The sequence below is a fragment of the Psychrobacter sp. bablab_jr014 genome (assembly GCF_016464015.1).
In the GTDB taxonomy this organism is placed as follows: domain Bacteria; phylum Pseudomonadota; class Gammaproteobacteria; order Pseudomonadales; family Moraxellaceae; genus Psychrobacter.
On record NZ_JACDXT010000030.1, the window covers coordinates 1 to 16766 of the forward strand.

Consider the following 16766-nt stretch of genomic DNA (forward strand, 5'->3'; position numbering starts at 1 on the left):
ATTCTTGCCTTGTTCATACTCAGGTTTTGGGTTAAAGTTTCACTAAGTCTGTTAAAGTTTGGCATGGTCTGATTCGTCTTAAAAATTACTATTATGCCTTTGCTTTAACAGACTTTTTTGTTTTTTTGTCGTGTGCAGAGACAAGTTACGGCATTTAGTAGAAAATATGTTTGCAAGGCTTAAACACTTCCGTAGTATAGCCACTCGCTATGAGAAGTTGGCTCGCAACTTTAAGTCTATGCTTTACCTAGCGTGTACCATTATTCATTGCAAGATGAATAATGGTACACGCCCTAGTAAGGTTACAAGCCTGCTTTAACTTCATTTTTGCGTCCTACCAGTCCATGGTTTAAATGCTCTTACAATGTAATTATTTTATTTTTTAAATCCGCCATTCTACTGCCTATTAATATTATGGGGCTGTAGTAGATAAGGATTAAATATCACACCATTTTCTCAAGGTTTTCAGCTGATTAGATGGTGAGCCATAGTTGAATCTAAACTCGCACTCTTTTAAAAACAAATGGAAGTTCTTCTTATTAATCCCATTATACTTTCTGAGTGTTCGTTTGGACTGATTCCAGAAGTTCTCAATGCCATTGATGTGATTGTTCTTACCGCAAATGAACTCTATAGAGTGATTGACTCTGAAATGTTTAAACTCACTCACATCTAATGCATTGTAACTTCGATAGCTATCCGTATAAACAAAGCTGTCAGGCTTGATTTTACGCTTAATAACAGGCATTAGGGTAGTCTGTTTGGTGTCTGCTACGACAATGGTATAAACCTTACCGTTTCGTTTTAGAATACCAAATACAGCGGTTTTACCAGCTGCCCCGCGACCTCTTTTGCCTTTGCGTACACCGCCAAAGTAACTTTCATCTAATTCGACCTCACCATCAAAAAGCTCATCAGCTTCTAATGAGAGATGGTAATCTATCACAAGTCTTATTTTATGATAAAAAAGTGCAGCAGTATTAGGCTGAATATCAAGCAAATCTGCGGCTGTTCTAGCAGTCACTTCAGCCGTAAAAAACTCTAACAGTCGTCTCTGTGCTTTTTTACTTAGTTTACAACGGGTTATCTTCATAAAAGTAGTCTAGCATAGTGCTTATCTACTACAGCCCCAATATTATTAATGGATACTATTTTTATCTTTGCTAAGATGGGGTAATTAATATTAAGGTTTGCACCTTTATACGTGACAACGTGACATGCTATTAGATACATACCTTTCAGCACATTATAAGCTATGGATAGCATTAAAAAGTCACGAATATAAAATGACTGGACGCTATATAGTATATAGCTTGTCACGTTGTCACCCTAAAACTACCTACGTCTACACTTCGCTGCTATCATTACCGAAGACTTAATATTCTAAGGAAATGCAAAACAACAATGATATTAAAAATAAAGCTCAACCCTCTAACCATGAAAGCGATTAGAGGGTTGAGCTTAACGTTTAATCAAACATACAAGTAATTGTTTTGTTTTAAGGTCTGTAAGTTAATCCTATATCTGCCATTTCACCCAAGTATTCTATAGTGCGTGTAGTAAAGTTCGGCCCAATAGGCGCCACCTCTGCATTTAATGCAAACTTTAAAACATCTTCAGCACCTGACGATTCACCTCTGAATTTAAATATGTATCCATCTAGTAGCTGATTACGATATTTTATACCATCTACAAAATCAACGTAATGTTCAACATACTCTGGCCCCTCAATCATTTTTACATTTTTGATGTTATCGCTATGCTTTTGTGACCATTGTGATCTAGGATTTATAAAGTAAGTATAGTCTTTTAACCCTTATAATACTACTAACAGTAAATAAGGATAACTTACATGTTGACTTCATAATACTGGCTCTCGCATGATTAGATAATAGCAAATATTTGCCGATAATTTAACTATTTATCTACTAAAGCTCAACTTTATCTTCGTGATATTTACTTTGTTCTAATTTTGCTGTTTAATCTGAATTTAGTTTTAGTCTTGACTTAAACAAGCCTTTCGTAACATGCCAGCAGATGCATAAAGCGTGCGTTGTGATCATCAAGTACAATATCTAACTAGATAGGATGTTATAGTCATCATTTGTCTCTACACCCTTTTTTACCGTGACAACGTGACAACCCTTATGCTCTATAGCATTCAGAGCAATATTATTCATGACAACCTTTAGGTCGAAAAAGCTAAAAATCAGGTTATAGCCCCTTCAAAATATGACTTGTCGCTCTGTCACATCACTAATAGACTTATTAATGCTCATATGATCAATTCGGATGAGTCAGCTTGATAACTACTACGAGTTACATTCAAGAAAATAGTCATTTAAAATTGTAAAAGGATCTAGGGCGTGTCATCAATTAGCAGAGATATTTCAGAATAAGCTGTAGTATACCTAGAAACTTGAGCTCAACGCCTATGACAAGACGACATGCCCTGCGAGATGACCAATAGAAGAAAATTAAAGGCATCCTACCTAGACAACCCAGTGACGTTGGTGTTATCGCAAAAGATAACTAGTTATTCGTGGAAGCCGTTCTTTACCGCTATAAGATGGTGTTCCTTGGCGTGATCTACTTGAACGCTTCGGTGACTTTAGAGTAGTTAATACATGTTTTAGCCGCTGATTAAAAAAAGAGGTATGGAAGCATGTGTACTCAGCTGTCTGAGGGGTCTGTCAACGAATATGCCATGTTAGATGCCACCATAGTTAAAGCCTATCAACACAGTGCTGGAAAAAAGGGATCAAGCCATTGGACGCAGCAAAGGTGGACTGACGACCAAAATACATACTCGAACAGATGCGCTAGGCAATCCTACTGGCTTTTATCTAACCGGTGGCGCGGCTCATGACCTGTGTGGCTCAGATAAGCTATTAGATGTCAGTATCACTCAGACATGGCTGCCGATAAGGCTTACGATGCGGATGCCCGCGTTATTGAACCGATTGAAGCCGTACAAGGCCATGTAGTCATACCATCTAAGTGTCATAGGCTGCAGCCAAGAGACTTCGATAAAGAACTTTATAAAGAGCGGCATCTGATCGAGAACTTCTTTGCCAAGATTAAGCAGTACCGTGCAATTGCTACTCGCTGTGATAAGTTAGCCAGTTATTTCCTCAGTGCAATTCATCTGGTTTCTTGTGTCATTTGACTTAATTGATGACATGCCCTAGTTTTTAATTAGCACCATTAGTAAGCATCCCAAATATTTTAGCACCCCCGATGATGCATAATAGTGATCAGTGGTAGCCAAGTTTTTGTCAGAGTGTTTACGTTTTTTCTGTACTACCCTTACCTCATAGCCATGAAAACTCTCACGAGCACCGACACGTATTGAGCTATTCAGACTCAAGTCTTTTTTAACATCACTTACAACTTGCTCGCTATATGCCCTGACCTGCCAATGACTGGCATCAATAAGCTGACAACCTACCAGCATAAAACTCTGTAGCATTTCAAGCTGGGCCTCCTTAATACCAAAATGAATCGATGAGTTATTTAAGTTATGTTTATGTGCAAATATTTCAATAAACATTCTCAACTTTTCAGGATCATTTATAGACATCTGATACGCCCTATCTAATGCTCTAATTATTACTTCCTGGTTTTTACTACCTTTAGGCCTACCTAGTAATAGCCTGTCATCGTTGAACAGCTCATTAGCGCGCAGATATAAACATTTAGACTCATTTAGACTTATACCATGTCTAATAGCAATCTCAGGTAACATCTCATCTCGAGAGTTTATGCCTAACTCCTGCAGCTCCTCTAGAAAACCTATGACGTCCGCATATTTAGGATGAATGAAAATTGAATTTGTATTTGACTCATTAAATCCATCCAAATTACTATTTAACAGTTGCTGGCTAGTATTGTTATCAGGTTGATCTATATTCTTAAATAATGGTGTTTTATTAACAGCTGTTTTTTTAAGAAAGTATGATCTTATCTTATTTAACTTTACAGTCTTGGTCGTTGCATCATAAGCAGTTTTGTCTTGCCTATAAATGATAGAGTAATCTAATCCTGTTATTAGCTCTAAAACTGTTATAGGTAACTCTAAGCAAGCTCTGTTAAGCTGCTCCCCTGCCAGCAGATGAGCAGTATGAATATAATGCTCGAAGGTTGTGTCGCACGTTAAATGCCCTGCAAGACTCGCCAGCCCAAACCAGGAGCCTTGATCCTTGTGATAACCAAGGACGCCTTTTATTACTTTTTCGCACTGCTCATTATCATAGTCAGTCATCACCTGTGCCAATGGCGACTTACTTAGTACTAACGCCAGCTGACTAATCGCAGTATGCCTAAAGCTGTGAAATGTGAAGTCATGCTCTCCTAGCAATCTGTCCCAAATTAACTTCATGAGATTACTAAAAACCACACTGGGTAACGGCTGATCACCTGAACCTTGAGAAAACAAGTAACGACGCTTCAATCTTTTCTGCTGATGATATAACTGAGTAAATTGTTTTAGCTCGTCTTTCTTAAGTAGGCAGTTAATCGGTATAAGGCGGCTTGCGCTGCTACTTTTCAACCTCCGATAACGATTCGGTCTTAACCATATTTGTGGCTGTTCTATTCGTTGTCCATGCTCATCAATATAGATGTCCGCTATATCACGAACTTTAACACCGATAAGTTCTTTAATTCGCAACCCTGTTCGATACGCAAGACTTAACACTACTAAGCAAAGGTTTTTCTGTTCATAGTCTAAGTCCGAGTTGACCAGATACTCTTTCATCGCATGATATATCCGAGGTGATATCATGTTCGCATTTACCACTTGGCGTTTATTACCCCATGGGAAATACACAAATGGCGCATTATAGTACGCTCTCTGATAATCATGGAAAGCTCGTAGTCTGCCGTAAGTAAATTTTTGAGTATCTTTGAGCTTATCCAGATATGAAACTTTGTTTTTGTTTATATGCTCATTCTTTAAGCCATTGAGACTACATTGACTTATCACATCGTCTGCACAGCCAACTAAATCATCATCTGTATCTAGATTGTCTTCACCAAAGCCTGAGTTTTTGTTCAAAATAGACCGCTTTCTTCCATCCTTAATCTTACTTTGAATGATCTCCTCATATACAGCTTCAAAGTCCTCACCAGACCATTCATCAAGATTCTCATCCATTGTTAGCATCAGCCAATCCCGACCAATACATCCCAGATATTTACTAATGGTATCTAACCTGTTATTACTATCACTCAACAAGCTATTGACCCATCCTAAAAGACGCGTAGCATTAGGTTGAGTAAACTCCTGCTGCAACAGCTCTAGTTTTACAATAGCTGGGGCTTTACTGCCCTTAAGGGCATCTTGAACCTCTTTAATAAGATTCTTACTAAAACTTGGATACTCCCTACTATTGGTGCCTTTTTCGTCAGATTCTGAAAAGCTTGCTACAAATAACTCTTCCCAAGTAAGCGGCTGTAGATTTGAGTTAATCACCTCTTGATTATAATTAATAAGCTTATTTGTGGTTAAGCCCGTCGTTTTAATCTTGCCCTGTCTAACAATAGCCAGTGCAGTGTCTATATCGCCTCCCTTCATCTGCCGCCAATGATAGTCAGCGTACTTTATTAACTGTGATAAATGCGGTTTACTTTTATCTTTATTTTGTAGTTTTAGCTTCTTACAAATCTCATTAATAATGATTTCAAACGACTTCACATCTTCTTTTTTTAACTTTTTATCTTTTAGCACGTATAAAAAGCAAAGTGTCATATCATCAGGTATGTACTCTACATAGCGCTGTAAGCTTGTAGCAGATACATCCTCTGAGGTATGACTTTGCGTATAAGAACAACCGTAATTGTCATCATCAATACTGAGCAAGATTAGCGCCAAACTCTCGCTGCTGACACCTGAATCTGGTAATTCATCAGTTGCTGGTAGCTGCAATTGATATATGTCACGTTCGCCTAGGAGCCATTGATACAGTGCTTTTAACACATCTATGTCATTCAATCCCCCATACATCACGCTACAGTAGAGCACTGACTCAATCAAATCATTGTTTGAGAACCTTCTTTTCCGTTGCCATATCTCAATTATTTGCTGGCTAGCAAGGCTTACTTGAGCACCACTTACCATCCAATCATAGGATATTGTTAAATGATCACGCTCTGCTATGACTGGCACAACTGGTTCATCCATACTCAGTTCATGAGATTTGTTATAACTCCGTATGTATTCTAAAAATCCTTGTCTGGCTAAGTGATAGCTATGCGCAGTATCAAAATGCACCTCAAGTATGCTACCAATGGTTTGATAGTATTCAGTTAGGTCTGTTCCTGTGAGTATGTGATTGTCATCAACATACGAAGCTATCAAAAATTTTGCCTCATTTTTGATACTCTCATGACTCTTGCTTTTATTTTCTTCTCTTAACTGATGAGCAACGGCATTATCCATATATATTCACCTCAACTTGTCGTAGGTTAAGCTCAACTGCAACTTTCTCTAAGTCAGCGGATAACGCTTTTAGCTCATTAATGGATAATGACGACATGGGATGCATAGCCTCCTGATCTGGATGTTCATGACCATATAGGGCGCAGATCAAATGCTCAGGGGACCTATTCGTTAGTAGTGAGCGTAATTGATGTCTAAGCCAGTTGTCTTGGTGACTAAAAAAGTGTTTTATCTGATAGCGAACCTTACTAGGTTTAATACCGGTAAAGCCTTTGGGATTTTGGCTAAATAGCTGAATGAGTGGCTGACTAGAGTTCAAAATTTTATTTATAGGAAATTGGTCATTGGGATATATAGAATTATGCATGACCGCAAATTGCTTGATATATTTAATATAATTTTGAATCGCTGTGATTAAGAAATCACTAAGAGGAATAAGCCTTCCCTGCCCTTGTCCCTGACGCTCTTCTTTATCCGACACCCATAACAGCCTTTGCCTAAAATCAAATTGATTTAAAAGCCCAGGCGCATGCTTTACGGGTCTAATCCCAGTCTGAATAAAGATGATGTGCCATAACCAGACACCATAAGCATTAAACTGCTCAATATAACGGTCCTGCCTTATGCTTACGTTCCGCTTTAATCGACCGTTATAACTCTCAGTTGCTTCAGCAAGCTCATCAAAAAATCTTTGGCAGATATCAATATTTAAAGTCATGTCACTACCAATATATTTTTTATAACGATTGCTTTTCGTGCTAGACATACTAAGCTGTCGTAGCTCACCTTGGCTGTCCGCAGTACAGTATTCGGTCAATAGTTGTATGGCGCTGTAGTAAGTCTTCTCTAAGCTTATTGTCTCAATACTGGTGTAGTACAAGGGCGAGCTGTGTTTCACATCAACTCCAGTAATCATGTCGGCATGTAATGGCTCTTGCAGCTCATTCTTTATAACTGTATATAAACAAGCGTCAATATGCTGATTTGATAACACCGGTAGCTCTAGTTGCACTTTCAAGCTTGCCAGCACTTCAGACACTTCATCGCCATCCACCGAAAACTTATTTTCAATAACTGCTTGTAGCCTCGCTGGCAGAGGTAATTTAAATTCATTATCATGGCTTTGACGATGTGGCAATAAGTGGCTTCTACGATTTGAAGTTACGTTAATAGTATTACTCATAGCATAACTATCAGCAGCCGAACCGCTTTCATGACTCAACCACTTGCGCTGACTTTTATCCAATGCCAGCTCACAAATCACGTCTTGGACCTTCCGACCACTTAGCATTGATAGTAATATAACGGCATAAACCCGACGCTGTTTATAGCTGACAACGCCAAAAAGCTGCCACACCCGAGCAAATAACATCTGATAGCTCAGTAGACTTAGTTGACGTAAATTAGTAGGAAAATGAAACTGGTTACGGCGGGCATGTCGATATTTATTTTTTAGCTTCCATTGCTGTAATTCTGAGGATTTAGCGGTTGTACTGGAAGGCTTAAAATCATTATCTAAGAGCGCAGGCGGGTCATCATCAGCAATATTCTCAGCGTCCGATACGTTATCATTTTTGTGGATACTACCAAATATTTTGACTTGTATTGGCTCATTAGCACTACTAAGGTATCGCTTATTCGCGTGTTCCTTACTAAGCTCATTGTTTTGTGAGTTGGTATAGGTTTTACCTACAAACGCTTTGTTCTCTGCAACCACCTCATAGGCAAGTCTTATTTGACCAATTTTACCAGCCAACTTTTGATTAACCACTTTGCCTGACTCTTCATCACTTCTTATCTTAGCTTCATATACGCGTAATGCTGCTAGTGCCTTCGTCAGTGAAACATGTTGAGCATGGATATTAATCAGTTTTTTAACAATCTCAGATTGTGGATTATTTTCCTTTAAGCCCATCCTTAGACGCACACTTAGCTGACTGACTTTGGCAGAGTGCTCATCCTTACGTATAGCAATCATAATAATTATTTGCAGATATGCACTCATAAACTGCCACGCTTCATCATCACTACGTGCTTGATCATACCTCTGGTAAAATAAGACCAGCATATAAGTGACTGCCCAATCTTCAATCTTTTTCTCTTTGACGACTTTCCTGGCGATAGCTTCACATTCAGACGATGTAAATACTGGCATATTTAGGTTGGCCTGCTCACCAATATGTAGGCAGAAGCCTGGATTAATATAAAGAGTATTAATAATTAGACTTTGTATTTTTATACAGTACGGTGAATCAAGTGGCACTAGATGATCTAAAACCCTCTGTAATTCGCTGTTATCAAACTGCTTTACATTCATTAGGGTGCACCACTCAACCAGCTCATACTTTGAGGCATACCTAGAACTCGATCTTCTAGTGCAAACTTACATTGGCGATATTCATAACTACTCTGGCTAATACCTGCAAAATGGCAATACTCCTTTACAGTCAGTTGCCTAACCCCCATGAGCTGGCATATAACACTTTGAGGTGCAGTGCTTTTAAGCGCTTTAAACAAATCAGGATGGTGAATACCTTTCAAGAACATCAAGTTTATAACCTCCATCCATGCGAGCTGCTGAACATTTTTAATACTTTCAGGGATTATTAAACATGGGTAATCACTATCACTCTCGAACCTTAAAACCTGATCGACTCTTTGGAAATCATTAAAGAAATAGAAAGCACCGTCTCCTCCATCAACCAAGCGCAGTGGTGGACGGTAGAAGTTATCTAAAAACTTCGTATTGATATAAGTCGTTTTAGGTCTCAATCTCTGCCAAACACATAACGCGGCTCTAGCATACGGATGTACATACAAATCATCCTTACTAGGATTAGTAAGTTTTTGCCCAACCTTAATTTTATTATTTTTCATCATATATAAAATAATAGTGAATATAATTCATGTTATCCAATAAACATATAGGTGTCAAACGCTTTAGTGTTGTGGGGCTTAATATCGCAAAAAAATCAATTCTATTAGATAGTTAAAATGATTCTAAACACAAAAAAACCTCTTAAAGCCATAATCAATATAGCTGTAAGAGGTTCTTACATTTTATATTTTTGTCAGGTACAAAGTACAAACTCGGGGTTTGAATATCACTACAAACCTATAGGTACTATAGAATTATCCACTTCTACTCATTTGTTAATTTACTTAGGTGATGCTGTTAATATCGGGGTTTCCATATTAATGTAGGTAGCCTCGGGTTCAAATATCTGCTAAACAAATAAAGACTTCTCAGTATAGCGATGTATAAGCAAATTACTTTTGCCTAGGACTATAAGTTTTTTTATTGGCTTAAGATTAATATTTTTCATGTTTTATGATTAAATAGTGATTATAATTCATTTTTTCCAGTAATGACTTAGGTGTTAAACGCTTTAATGTTTTGGGGCTCAAAATTGGATAATGGTTATGGATTTTAAATCTTTCAGATTATTTTAAGCACAAAAAACCTATTAAAGCCACAATTAACATAGCTTTAATAGGTCATTATTTTGTAGGATTTTACTAGATGATGAGCTCAAAGATGGGGGCTTGGGGTTTGAATTTTTACTTTAGTATTTTTATTCTTAACCTCTTAAGCTCTGAAACCGACTAATAGCCTTAACTACTAAAAACGGGGATATGCTTTAGAAGTTCAAATTCGATTAGCAACCGTTCGTCAGTTAAGAAAATAACCGGTATTTTAGACGCTATAATCAACTCATCAGCAAAGCACTCATTTACTTTGTCTGAAATTAAAACTCACAAAAGGATATATTTATGAAGCTAACAAAAATACTGATGATTACTCCATTATTATTACTTTCTATTAACGCTATTGCTAGCATGGGTGATGTTAATGGTAGTACCAAATGCACCACCGTTGATTCTATTAGTAAAAAGAAGGCTATCGTAAAAGCTTGTACTTACGATGGCGCAGTAGGAGGAAGTATGAGTTATGCAATTAGCCAACTAAATTTTAAACTGCCTAATGGTAGTACTTATCGTACCGTCAATAATGCTACGTTTGATTTTGATAAAAACGGAAACCTCCAAAATTTAAAAGAAATTATTTCAGTAAATGGTAAAGCAGCAGAAATTGTAAATTTACATCATAAAACATTTAAAAAAATCTCTGACAAAGAAATAGAAAACCGTTATGAAAAGAAAAGTCCTAACTTTTCTGATGTTTTACAATGTTTCAAATACATCAAAAAAGACACTGCTTTCTGCGTACCTTATGAATTTATTAGCAGCATCTCATAACAAGTATTTGAATATAATACGTTCTTTACTCTGTACTTTAACTACCAACATTTATCTACTGGAGCAATTATGAAATCCATATCTATAACTTCTTTGGCCTTATTAGCGACTGCATCTCTACTATCTACTACTACTCTAGCCGCCCCCATCTCTTCTAAAAATATAAGCAGCTACAAAAGCAATGATATGGTTCATGTGTTTGGCTGGATGGAAGATGCTTGTTCTGGTGAAAAGCCACCTTATAAAAAGATTGCTGCTAAAGACACAGCATTTACAGACAGCATCAGAGGCCAAAAAGCTTATGACAATTTCGTAAAGCCAAAAGCGCAGTGGTTATCAGAATATCGAAATATGATAAAAGATGTGAAAATGAAAAAAGGTGAACCATACACTGAATACCGGGTAATTTTTAATAAAGGCGTTACCTACCGCAGTCAGCCTCTAGAGGAGTATATATTCAGCTTTATACCTGAATCATCAGGGGGTGAAACTGTTTTAAAGTTTGCATCGACTGCGACTGTACCTACCATTATGCCGAATTTTCAAACTCGAACCATGGAATACTGGGGTGAAATGGAAAAAAGAGGGGCTGAATACGACTCTAAAAATAAAACGGTCACCTGCGAGTTTTGGTAAATAGGATTTTTGAGTAATGACCTTTGCTGTCAAATCAGTAGACATTAACTTGGGAGATTATAATTTTAAGAAATTTTGATCTGCAGTTTATTTTTATTAAGGTATAGTTTTAAAATTAATATCGATAGCGAAGAATTATTCAATGCTAGAGTAGACCAAATATTAATTTAAACTATACCTTAGCAGGGGGCATATACCCCAAAAACCATGGTGTCCAAAATATCAATAACATCTCCATATACCATGGATTTATTTACTCTGATGAGTCTAAAAACCCCTACATACTATTACTTGTATAGCATGAAAGGCTGAGGTATGAAATCCGATTTTCTCAGGTGATGTTGTTAATATTGGGGTTTGATGACAAACAGCTGCTGACTCAGTTTGAAACCTATATATTAGCGCCTTCTGTTTCAAAAATGAGCCAAAACGTAGTAACTGAAGATAAGATAACACCTTTATCTCAAGTCAAGACCTTTATATATGCCTTGCTTAAAAGTAAGTTTATCTTTGATCACTTCATAATCAAACGCAATATGCAGGACAACAAAGGGCAATGGACACTTAATAAACTAACCAAAGGTGAAGACAAAAAAAATAGCTATTATAAAAACAGCTTTGAAAATGACAACAATGATTTAGTGATGCTACAAAGCGCCTTTCACGTTTCAACCCCTACCACAAACTATAAGCACTGGCTCAATGCGGTTTTATATTATGCTTATCAGCATTATCAATATAATGACATCGGACTTGATAGCACAGCTTATCTGAGTCATATAGAGGCAATAGCCCGCGCCTTTATGCTGAGGCGTTATTTAACAGATGAGCCTGACGACTATCATCACATTATTTATCAAACCCCAGACTTTAATCAAATCTCGTTCACAAATACTGACGCTAGTCTCACACCCAATCATTTACGTACACAAATTAAGCAGTACCTTAGATATAACAATATTCGCAATATTTTTGTGTTTAACTATCTAGACTATCTGCTTTGGAAAGATGAGGAACGTCCTGAATTTACCTTTACTGCTCGAAGCTCAATTGAACACTTTTATCCCCAAAACAAGCGAGATGATAAGCTTTTTATAAATGATAAAAATGTAGAGGATACGCTGCTTCATTCTTTTGGCAATTTATGTTTGATTAGCCATAGTCTTAACTCTCGGGTTAGTAATGACATGCCTGATGTGAAGGTAAAATACTTTCTTGAAAGCAAACAAATTGATAGCCTGAAACTATCTAGAATGATTAAGTGTATTAGTGGTCAAGAAGCCACGTGGGATAAAACAATGATCGCGCAGCATGAAGAACAAATGCTAGAAATCATGATGAAAGGTCTTAACCTAATGTCAGAGGGCGCTTAAAAATGAGTAACGTCAACGATATTGAAAGAATATCCCAAAACCGTGTTGTACAATTTTTTCAAGACGAGCTTGGCTATCGCTATTTGGGCAACTGGCACACACGGGCCGATAATAAAAATATTGAACGCGATATACTAGCGCAATGGCTAAAGTCTCGTAATGTCAGTGCGCCACTGATAGCGCGCGCGATTAGCACCTTAGAAAAAGCTGCCGCCCTAGGTAGTGGCATCAAGCTTTATGATGCCAATAAAGAGGTCTATCGACTACTACGGTACGGGATAAAAGAAAAAGAAGGCTCAGGCGAACATACCCAAACGGTTTGGTTGATTGACTGGGACAACTTTGCGGCAAATGACTTTGCTATTGCTGAAGAAGTATCGATCAAAGGCGAACATAAAAAGCGCCCTGACGTGGTGTTATACGTCAATGGTATCGCCCTTGGTGTCTTAGAACTAAAGCGCTCTACCATCTCAGTCTCTGAAGGCATACGGCAGAACTTAGACAATCAAAGCAAGGATTTTATCCGTAACTTTTTTACCACCATCCAGCTAGTCATGGCCGGTAACGACAGTCAAGGATTGCGTTATGGGACTATAGAGACCCCAGAGCGCTACTATCTGGAATGGAAAGAAGCAAGCCCTCAGCATACCAGTACGACGCAGCAGGCAAGTCAACAAGCTTATGCTGAACCATTAGACCGTCACCTCTATCAGTTATGTAATAAAAAGCGCTTACTCGATGTTATTCATAACTTCATCGTTTATGACATGGGTGTCAAAAAAACCTGCCGGCACAATCAGTTCTTTGGTGTGCAAGCCGCCAAAGACTACCTAGCAAAACGTAAAAACGGCATTATCTGGCACACCCAAGGCTCAGGTAAAAGTCTCACTATGGTATGGCTGGCTAAGTGGATACGTGAGAATATTAAAAATAGCCGCGTACTTGTCATTACGGACCGCAAAGAGCTAGACGAGCAGATTGAAGGTGTGTTTTCAGGTATTGATGAAAATATATATCGTACCAAGAATGGCGCGGATCTAATCCGTCAGCTTAATCATCCTAACCCAGCACTACTATGCTCATTAGTACATAAATTTGGTCGTCATACTAATGACAATAAGGATGAAGATAGCGTAGCGGATACTGACGAATTCATAGAGGATCTAAAAAGTAGTCTGTCTTCAAACTTTAGCGCTAAAGGGGATATTTACGTCTTTGTTGATGAATGCCATCGCACGCAATCGGGTAAGCTGCATAGTGCGATGACTGCCCTGCTTCCTCATGCGACGTTTATTGGCTTTACAGGAACGCCACTGCTCAAAAAAGATCAGAAAAAGTCTATCGAGGTCTTCGGTCCCTATATTCATACTTATAAATTCGATGAAGCAGTCGCTGATGGCGTCGTGCTTGATCTGCGTTATGAAGCACGCGATATCGATCAACAGCTACTATCACCAGATAAAATTGATAAATGGTTTGATGCCAAAACTCGCGGCTTATCCAATGTTGCTAAGACTCAGCTAAAACAAAAATGGGGCACGATGCAGCGCGTGTTATCGAGTCACTCTCGCCTAGAGCAAATCAAGAACGATATCTTATATGATATGGAGACGCGCCCGCGACTGGCTGATGGTCGAGGTAATGCCATGCTCGTATGTGGCAGTATCTATCAAGCCTGCAAAGTCTATGAAATGTTTAGCCATACGCACTTAAAAGATAAAATTGCTATCATCACCAGCTATCAGCCGACTGCCGATAGCATTAAGGGTGAAGAGTCTGGCGAAGGTACGACTGAAAAGCTATTTAAGTATGCCACCTATCGTAAGATGATTGCCGAATATTACGATATCGATGAACAAGAGGCTGGTTTGAGGGTTGAAGACTTTGAAAAAGAGGTCAAAAAACGCTTCATTGACGAGCCGGGGCAGATGCGCTTACTGATTGTAGTAGATAAGCTACTGACGGGATTTGATGCGCCTTCAGCAACCTATCTATATATTGATAAAAAAATGGCCGATCATAACTTATTTCAGGCTATTTGCCGAGTGAACCGCCTAGATGGTGAAGACAAAGAATATGGTTATATCATCGACTATCAGGATCTGTTTCAGTCTTTAGATAAAGCCATATCAAGCTATACACAAGGCGCATTCTCTGATTATGACAGCAAAGATATTGAAGGCTTATTAAAAAACCGCCTTGATTCTGCTAAGCAGGACTTAGATAATGCGCTAGAGATGGTTCGAGGATTGTGCGAACCCGTTAGATACCCTAAGAACACTCAAGACTACTATGCATATTTTTGCACCACAAATGACGCCCCCATTGATGAAAAACTAGAAAAAGAACAGCTACGGGTCACTTTATATAAAAGTGTCGCTAAGCTACTGCGAGCTTATGCAAATATTGCTAATGAGATGGTAGAGTGTGGCTACAGTCCAGAGCAGATCGATCGTATTCAAACCGACGTGAAGCACTTTGAAAGCGTGCGTGAGAGCATCAAGATGATGAGCGCTGACATGCTCGATATGAAACTCTACGAGCCAGCCATGCGTCATTTATTGGATAGTTATATCCGTGCTGAACCTAGTGATACGGTCATGGACTTTGAAGAGCTTGGCTTAATTGAGCTGACTGTAGACAAAGGGACTGATGAGCTGATTAAGGCTTTACCTGATGATATCGCTAATGACGAAGGAAACGTGGCTGAAACCATCGAAAATAACGTGCGCAAAACTATTGTAGATGAAAACCCCGTTAACCCTAAGTACTATGAGCACATGTCAGTCTTACTTAACGAGCTTGTCACCTTGCGTCGCCAAAAGGCCGTAGACTACAAAGAGTACTTACACAAAATACGCGAGCTATCTGCCAAAGTGTTAAGACCCAATAGTGCAAATAACCATTATCCAGACTCTATCAATACCAATGCTAAACGCGCATTGTACGACAACTTAGACCAAAATGAAGAACTGGCCGATAAGCTTGACGCGGCTGTCAGACTTAATAAGCAAGCTGACTGGCAAGGCCATCTATTAAAAGAGCGCAAAGTTGCAAATATCGTCAGAGAAACATTGTCTTTGTATGAATTGGACAGCAGTACTGAAGAGGTCATGAGCCTAGTCAAAGCGCAACCGGAATATAAATAATGCAACTAATGATCGGATCACTAGACATTCAATTGCAGCGCAAAACCATTAAGCATTTGCATATCAGTGTGATGCCGCCTAATGGTGAGATTAGAGTGGCTGCCCCTGAAGCAATGACCGAAACTGCAATTCGAATGGCAGTGATTCACCGCATACCATGGATACGCAAGCAGCAGGCAAGCTTTATTAAGCAAGCGCGTCAATCCACTCGAGAAATGATCAATGGCGAGACACATTATTTATGGGGCAGACGCTATCGGCTTGAAGTGCTTGAGTTAGATACCGCTCAAAACTTTGTACCTAACGTCAAGCTAAAAGGTGGCAAACTCATTTTATCCGTGCATACTAAAACGTCGACTACTGATAGATTAAAGCTGCTCAATGAGTACTATCGTACTCGACTAAAAGCACGTATTCCTACTTTGGTTACGCAGTGGTCTAAGCAGCTCAACGTCAACGTCACAAGCTGGCAAGTTCAAAAAATGAAGACTAAATGGGGTAGCTGTAATATAGAGGAAGGTCGTATCCTACTTAACTTAGAGTTGGCAAAAAAGCCCATACCCTGCTTAGAATATATTATCGTTCATGAGCTACTACATTTCAAAGAGCGCCAACATAACGATAGATTCAAGGCTCTGCTAGATACTCAAATGCCTGACTGGCGATCAAGACGTGACCTACTCAATCGCATGCCTTTGGGTCAAGAAAACTGGAAGCAGCGAGAATAGCTTATTTAAATCTACTTTGAGTACTACATTTTATTCAGACAGAATGCTGTGTAATGCTAATTTCGGCTTGATTCATACTTATAATATGAGAGTTACTAGGTGCTAGTACCTCTCATATTGCGGGTATATGAAAGTCATTTATAAACCTGCTACTGTGAACCAAAACATGAAATAGCTG

10 protein-coding genes and 2 pseudogenes are annotated in these 16766 nt (G+C 38.6%); 7 read left to right on the top strand and 5 right to left on the bottom strand.

Going from position 1 to position 16766, the window contains the following annotated elements; genetic code table 11:
• Nucleotides 1–133 precede the first annotated feature (133 nt).
• Nucleotides 134–319 (top strand): annotated as a pseudogene (locus JIE71_RS07865) (transposase); the annotation flags it as partial.
• 117 nt (nucleotides 320–436) lie between these two features.
• Here the strand turns inward: JIE71_RS07865 and JIE71_RS07870 are convergent.
• Together JIE71_RS07870 and JIE71_RS07875 are read right to left on the bottom strand one after the other, a co-directional pair.
• Nucleotides 437–1093, bottom strand: a complete 657-nt coding sequence (locus JIE71_RS07870) for an IS1595 family transposase (RefSeq protein WP_045455674.1) — start codon at nucleotides 1091–1093, stop codon at nucleotides 437–439.
• A gap of 405 nt (nucleotides 1094–1498) precedes the next feature.
• Complete coding sequence (locus JIE71_RS07875) at nucleotides 1499–1735, bottom strand: hypothetical protein (protein WP_199508187.1); 237 nt, start codon at nucleotides 1733–1735, stop codon at nucleotides 1499–1501.
• A 741-nt stretch (nucleotides 1736–2476) separates the two neighbouring features.
• On the opposite strand from JIE71_RS07875, the pseudogene JIE71_RS07880 reads away from it, so the two are divergent.
• Nucleotides 2477–3169 (top strand): annotated as a pseudogene (locus tag JIE71_RS07880) (IS5 family transposase).
• 18 nt (nucleotides 3170–3187) lie between these two features.
• Here the strand turns inward: JIE71_RS07880 and JIE71_RS07885 are convergent.
• The 3 genes from JIE71_RS07885 to JIE71_RS07895 are packed head-to-tail and all read right to left on the bottom strand — an operon-like array spanning nucleotide 3188 to nucleotide 9322.
• Entirely contained in the window at nucleotides 3188–6442 is a 3255-nt protein-coding gene (locus JIE71_RS07885; protein WP_199508188.1) for a site-specific integrase, read from the bottom strand.
• Complete coding sequence (locus JIE71_RS07890; RefSeq protein WP_199508189.1) at nucleotides 6435–8759, bottom strand: hypothetical protein; 2325 nt, start codon at nucleotides 8757–8759, stop codon at nucleotides 6435–6437. Before JIE71_RS07890 ends, JIE71_RS07885 begins: the two co-directional genes overlap by 8 nt.
• Nucleotides 8759–9322: a hypothetical protein gene (locus tag JIE71_RS07895; RefSeq protein ID WP_199508190.1), complete on the bottom strand. Its 564-nt coding sequence runs from the start codon at nucleotides 9320–9322 to the stop codon at nucleotides 8759–8761. The genes JIE71_RS07890 and JIE71_RS07895 overlap by 1 nt, the downstream gene beginning before the upstream one ends.
• 894 nt (nucleotides 9323–10216) lie before the next feature.
• Here JIE71_RS07895 and JIE71_RS07900 point away from each other — a divergent pair.
• The 5 genes from JIE71_RS07900 (at nucleotide 10217) to JIE71_RS07920 (ending at nucleotide 16588) form a co-directional block, all read left to right on the top strand.
• Nucleotides 10217–10702 (top strand): hypothetical protein, encoded by a 486-nt coding sequence (locus JIE71_RS07900; RefSeq protein ID WP_199508191.1) that lies wholly within the window; start codon nucleotides 10217–10219, stop codon nucleotides 10700–10702.
• Nucleotides 10703–10771: 69 nt separating this feature from the next.
• Complete coding sequence (locus JIE71_RS07905) at nucleotides 10772–11338, top strand: hypothetical protein (RefSeq protein WP_199508192.1); 567 nt, start codon at nucleotides 10772–10774, stop codon at nucleotides 11336–11338.
• 350 nt (nucleotides 11339–11688) lie between these two features.
• Nucleotides 11689–12711, top strand: a complete 1023-nt coding sequence (locus JIE71_RS07910) for an HNH endonuclease family protein (protein WP_199508193.1) — start codon at nucleotides 11689–11691, stop codon at nucleotides 12709–12711.
• Nucleotides 12712–12713: 2 nt separating this feature from the next.
• Nucleotides 12714–15860, top strand: a complete 3147-nt coding sequence (locus JIE71_RS07915; RefSeq protein WP_199508194.1) for a type I restriction endonuclease subunit R — start codon at nucleotides 12714–12716, stop codon at nucleotides 15858–15860.
• Nucleotides 15860–16588: a M48 family metallopeptidase gene (locus JIE71_RS07920; RefSeq protein WP_199508195.1), complete on the top strand. Its 729-nt coding sequence runs from the start codon at nucleotides 15860–15862 to the stop codon at nucleotides 16586–16588. The genes JIE71_RS07915 and JIE71_RS07920 overlap by 1 nt, the downstream gene beginning before the upstream one ends.
• The last annotated feature ends 178 nt before the right edge of the window (nucleotides 16589–16766 follow it).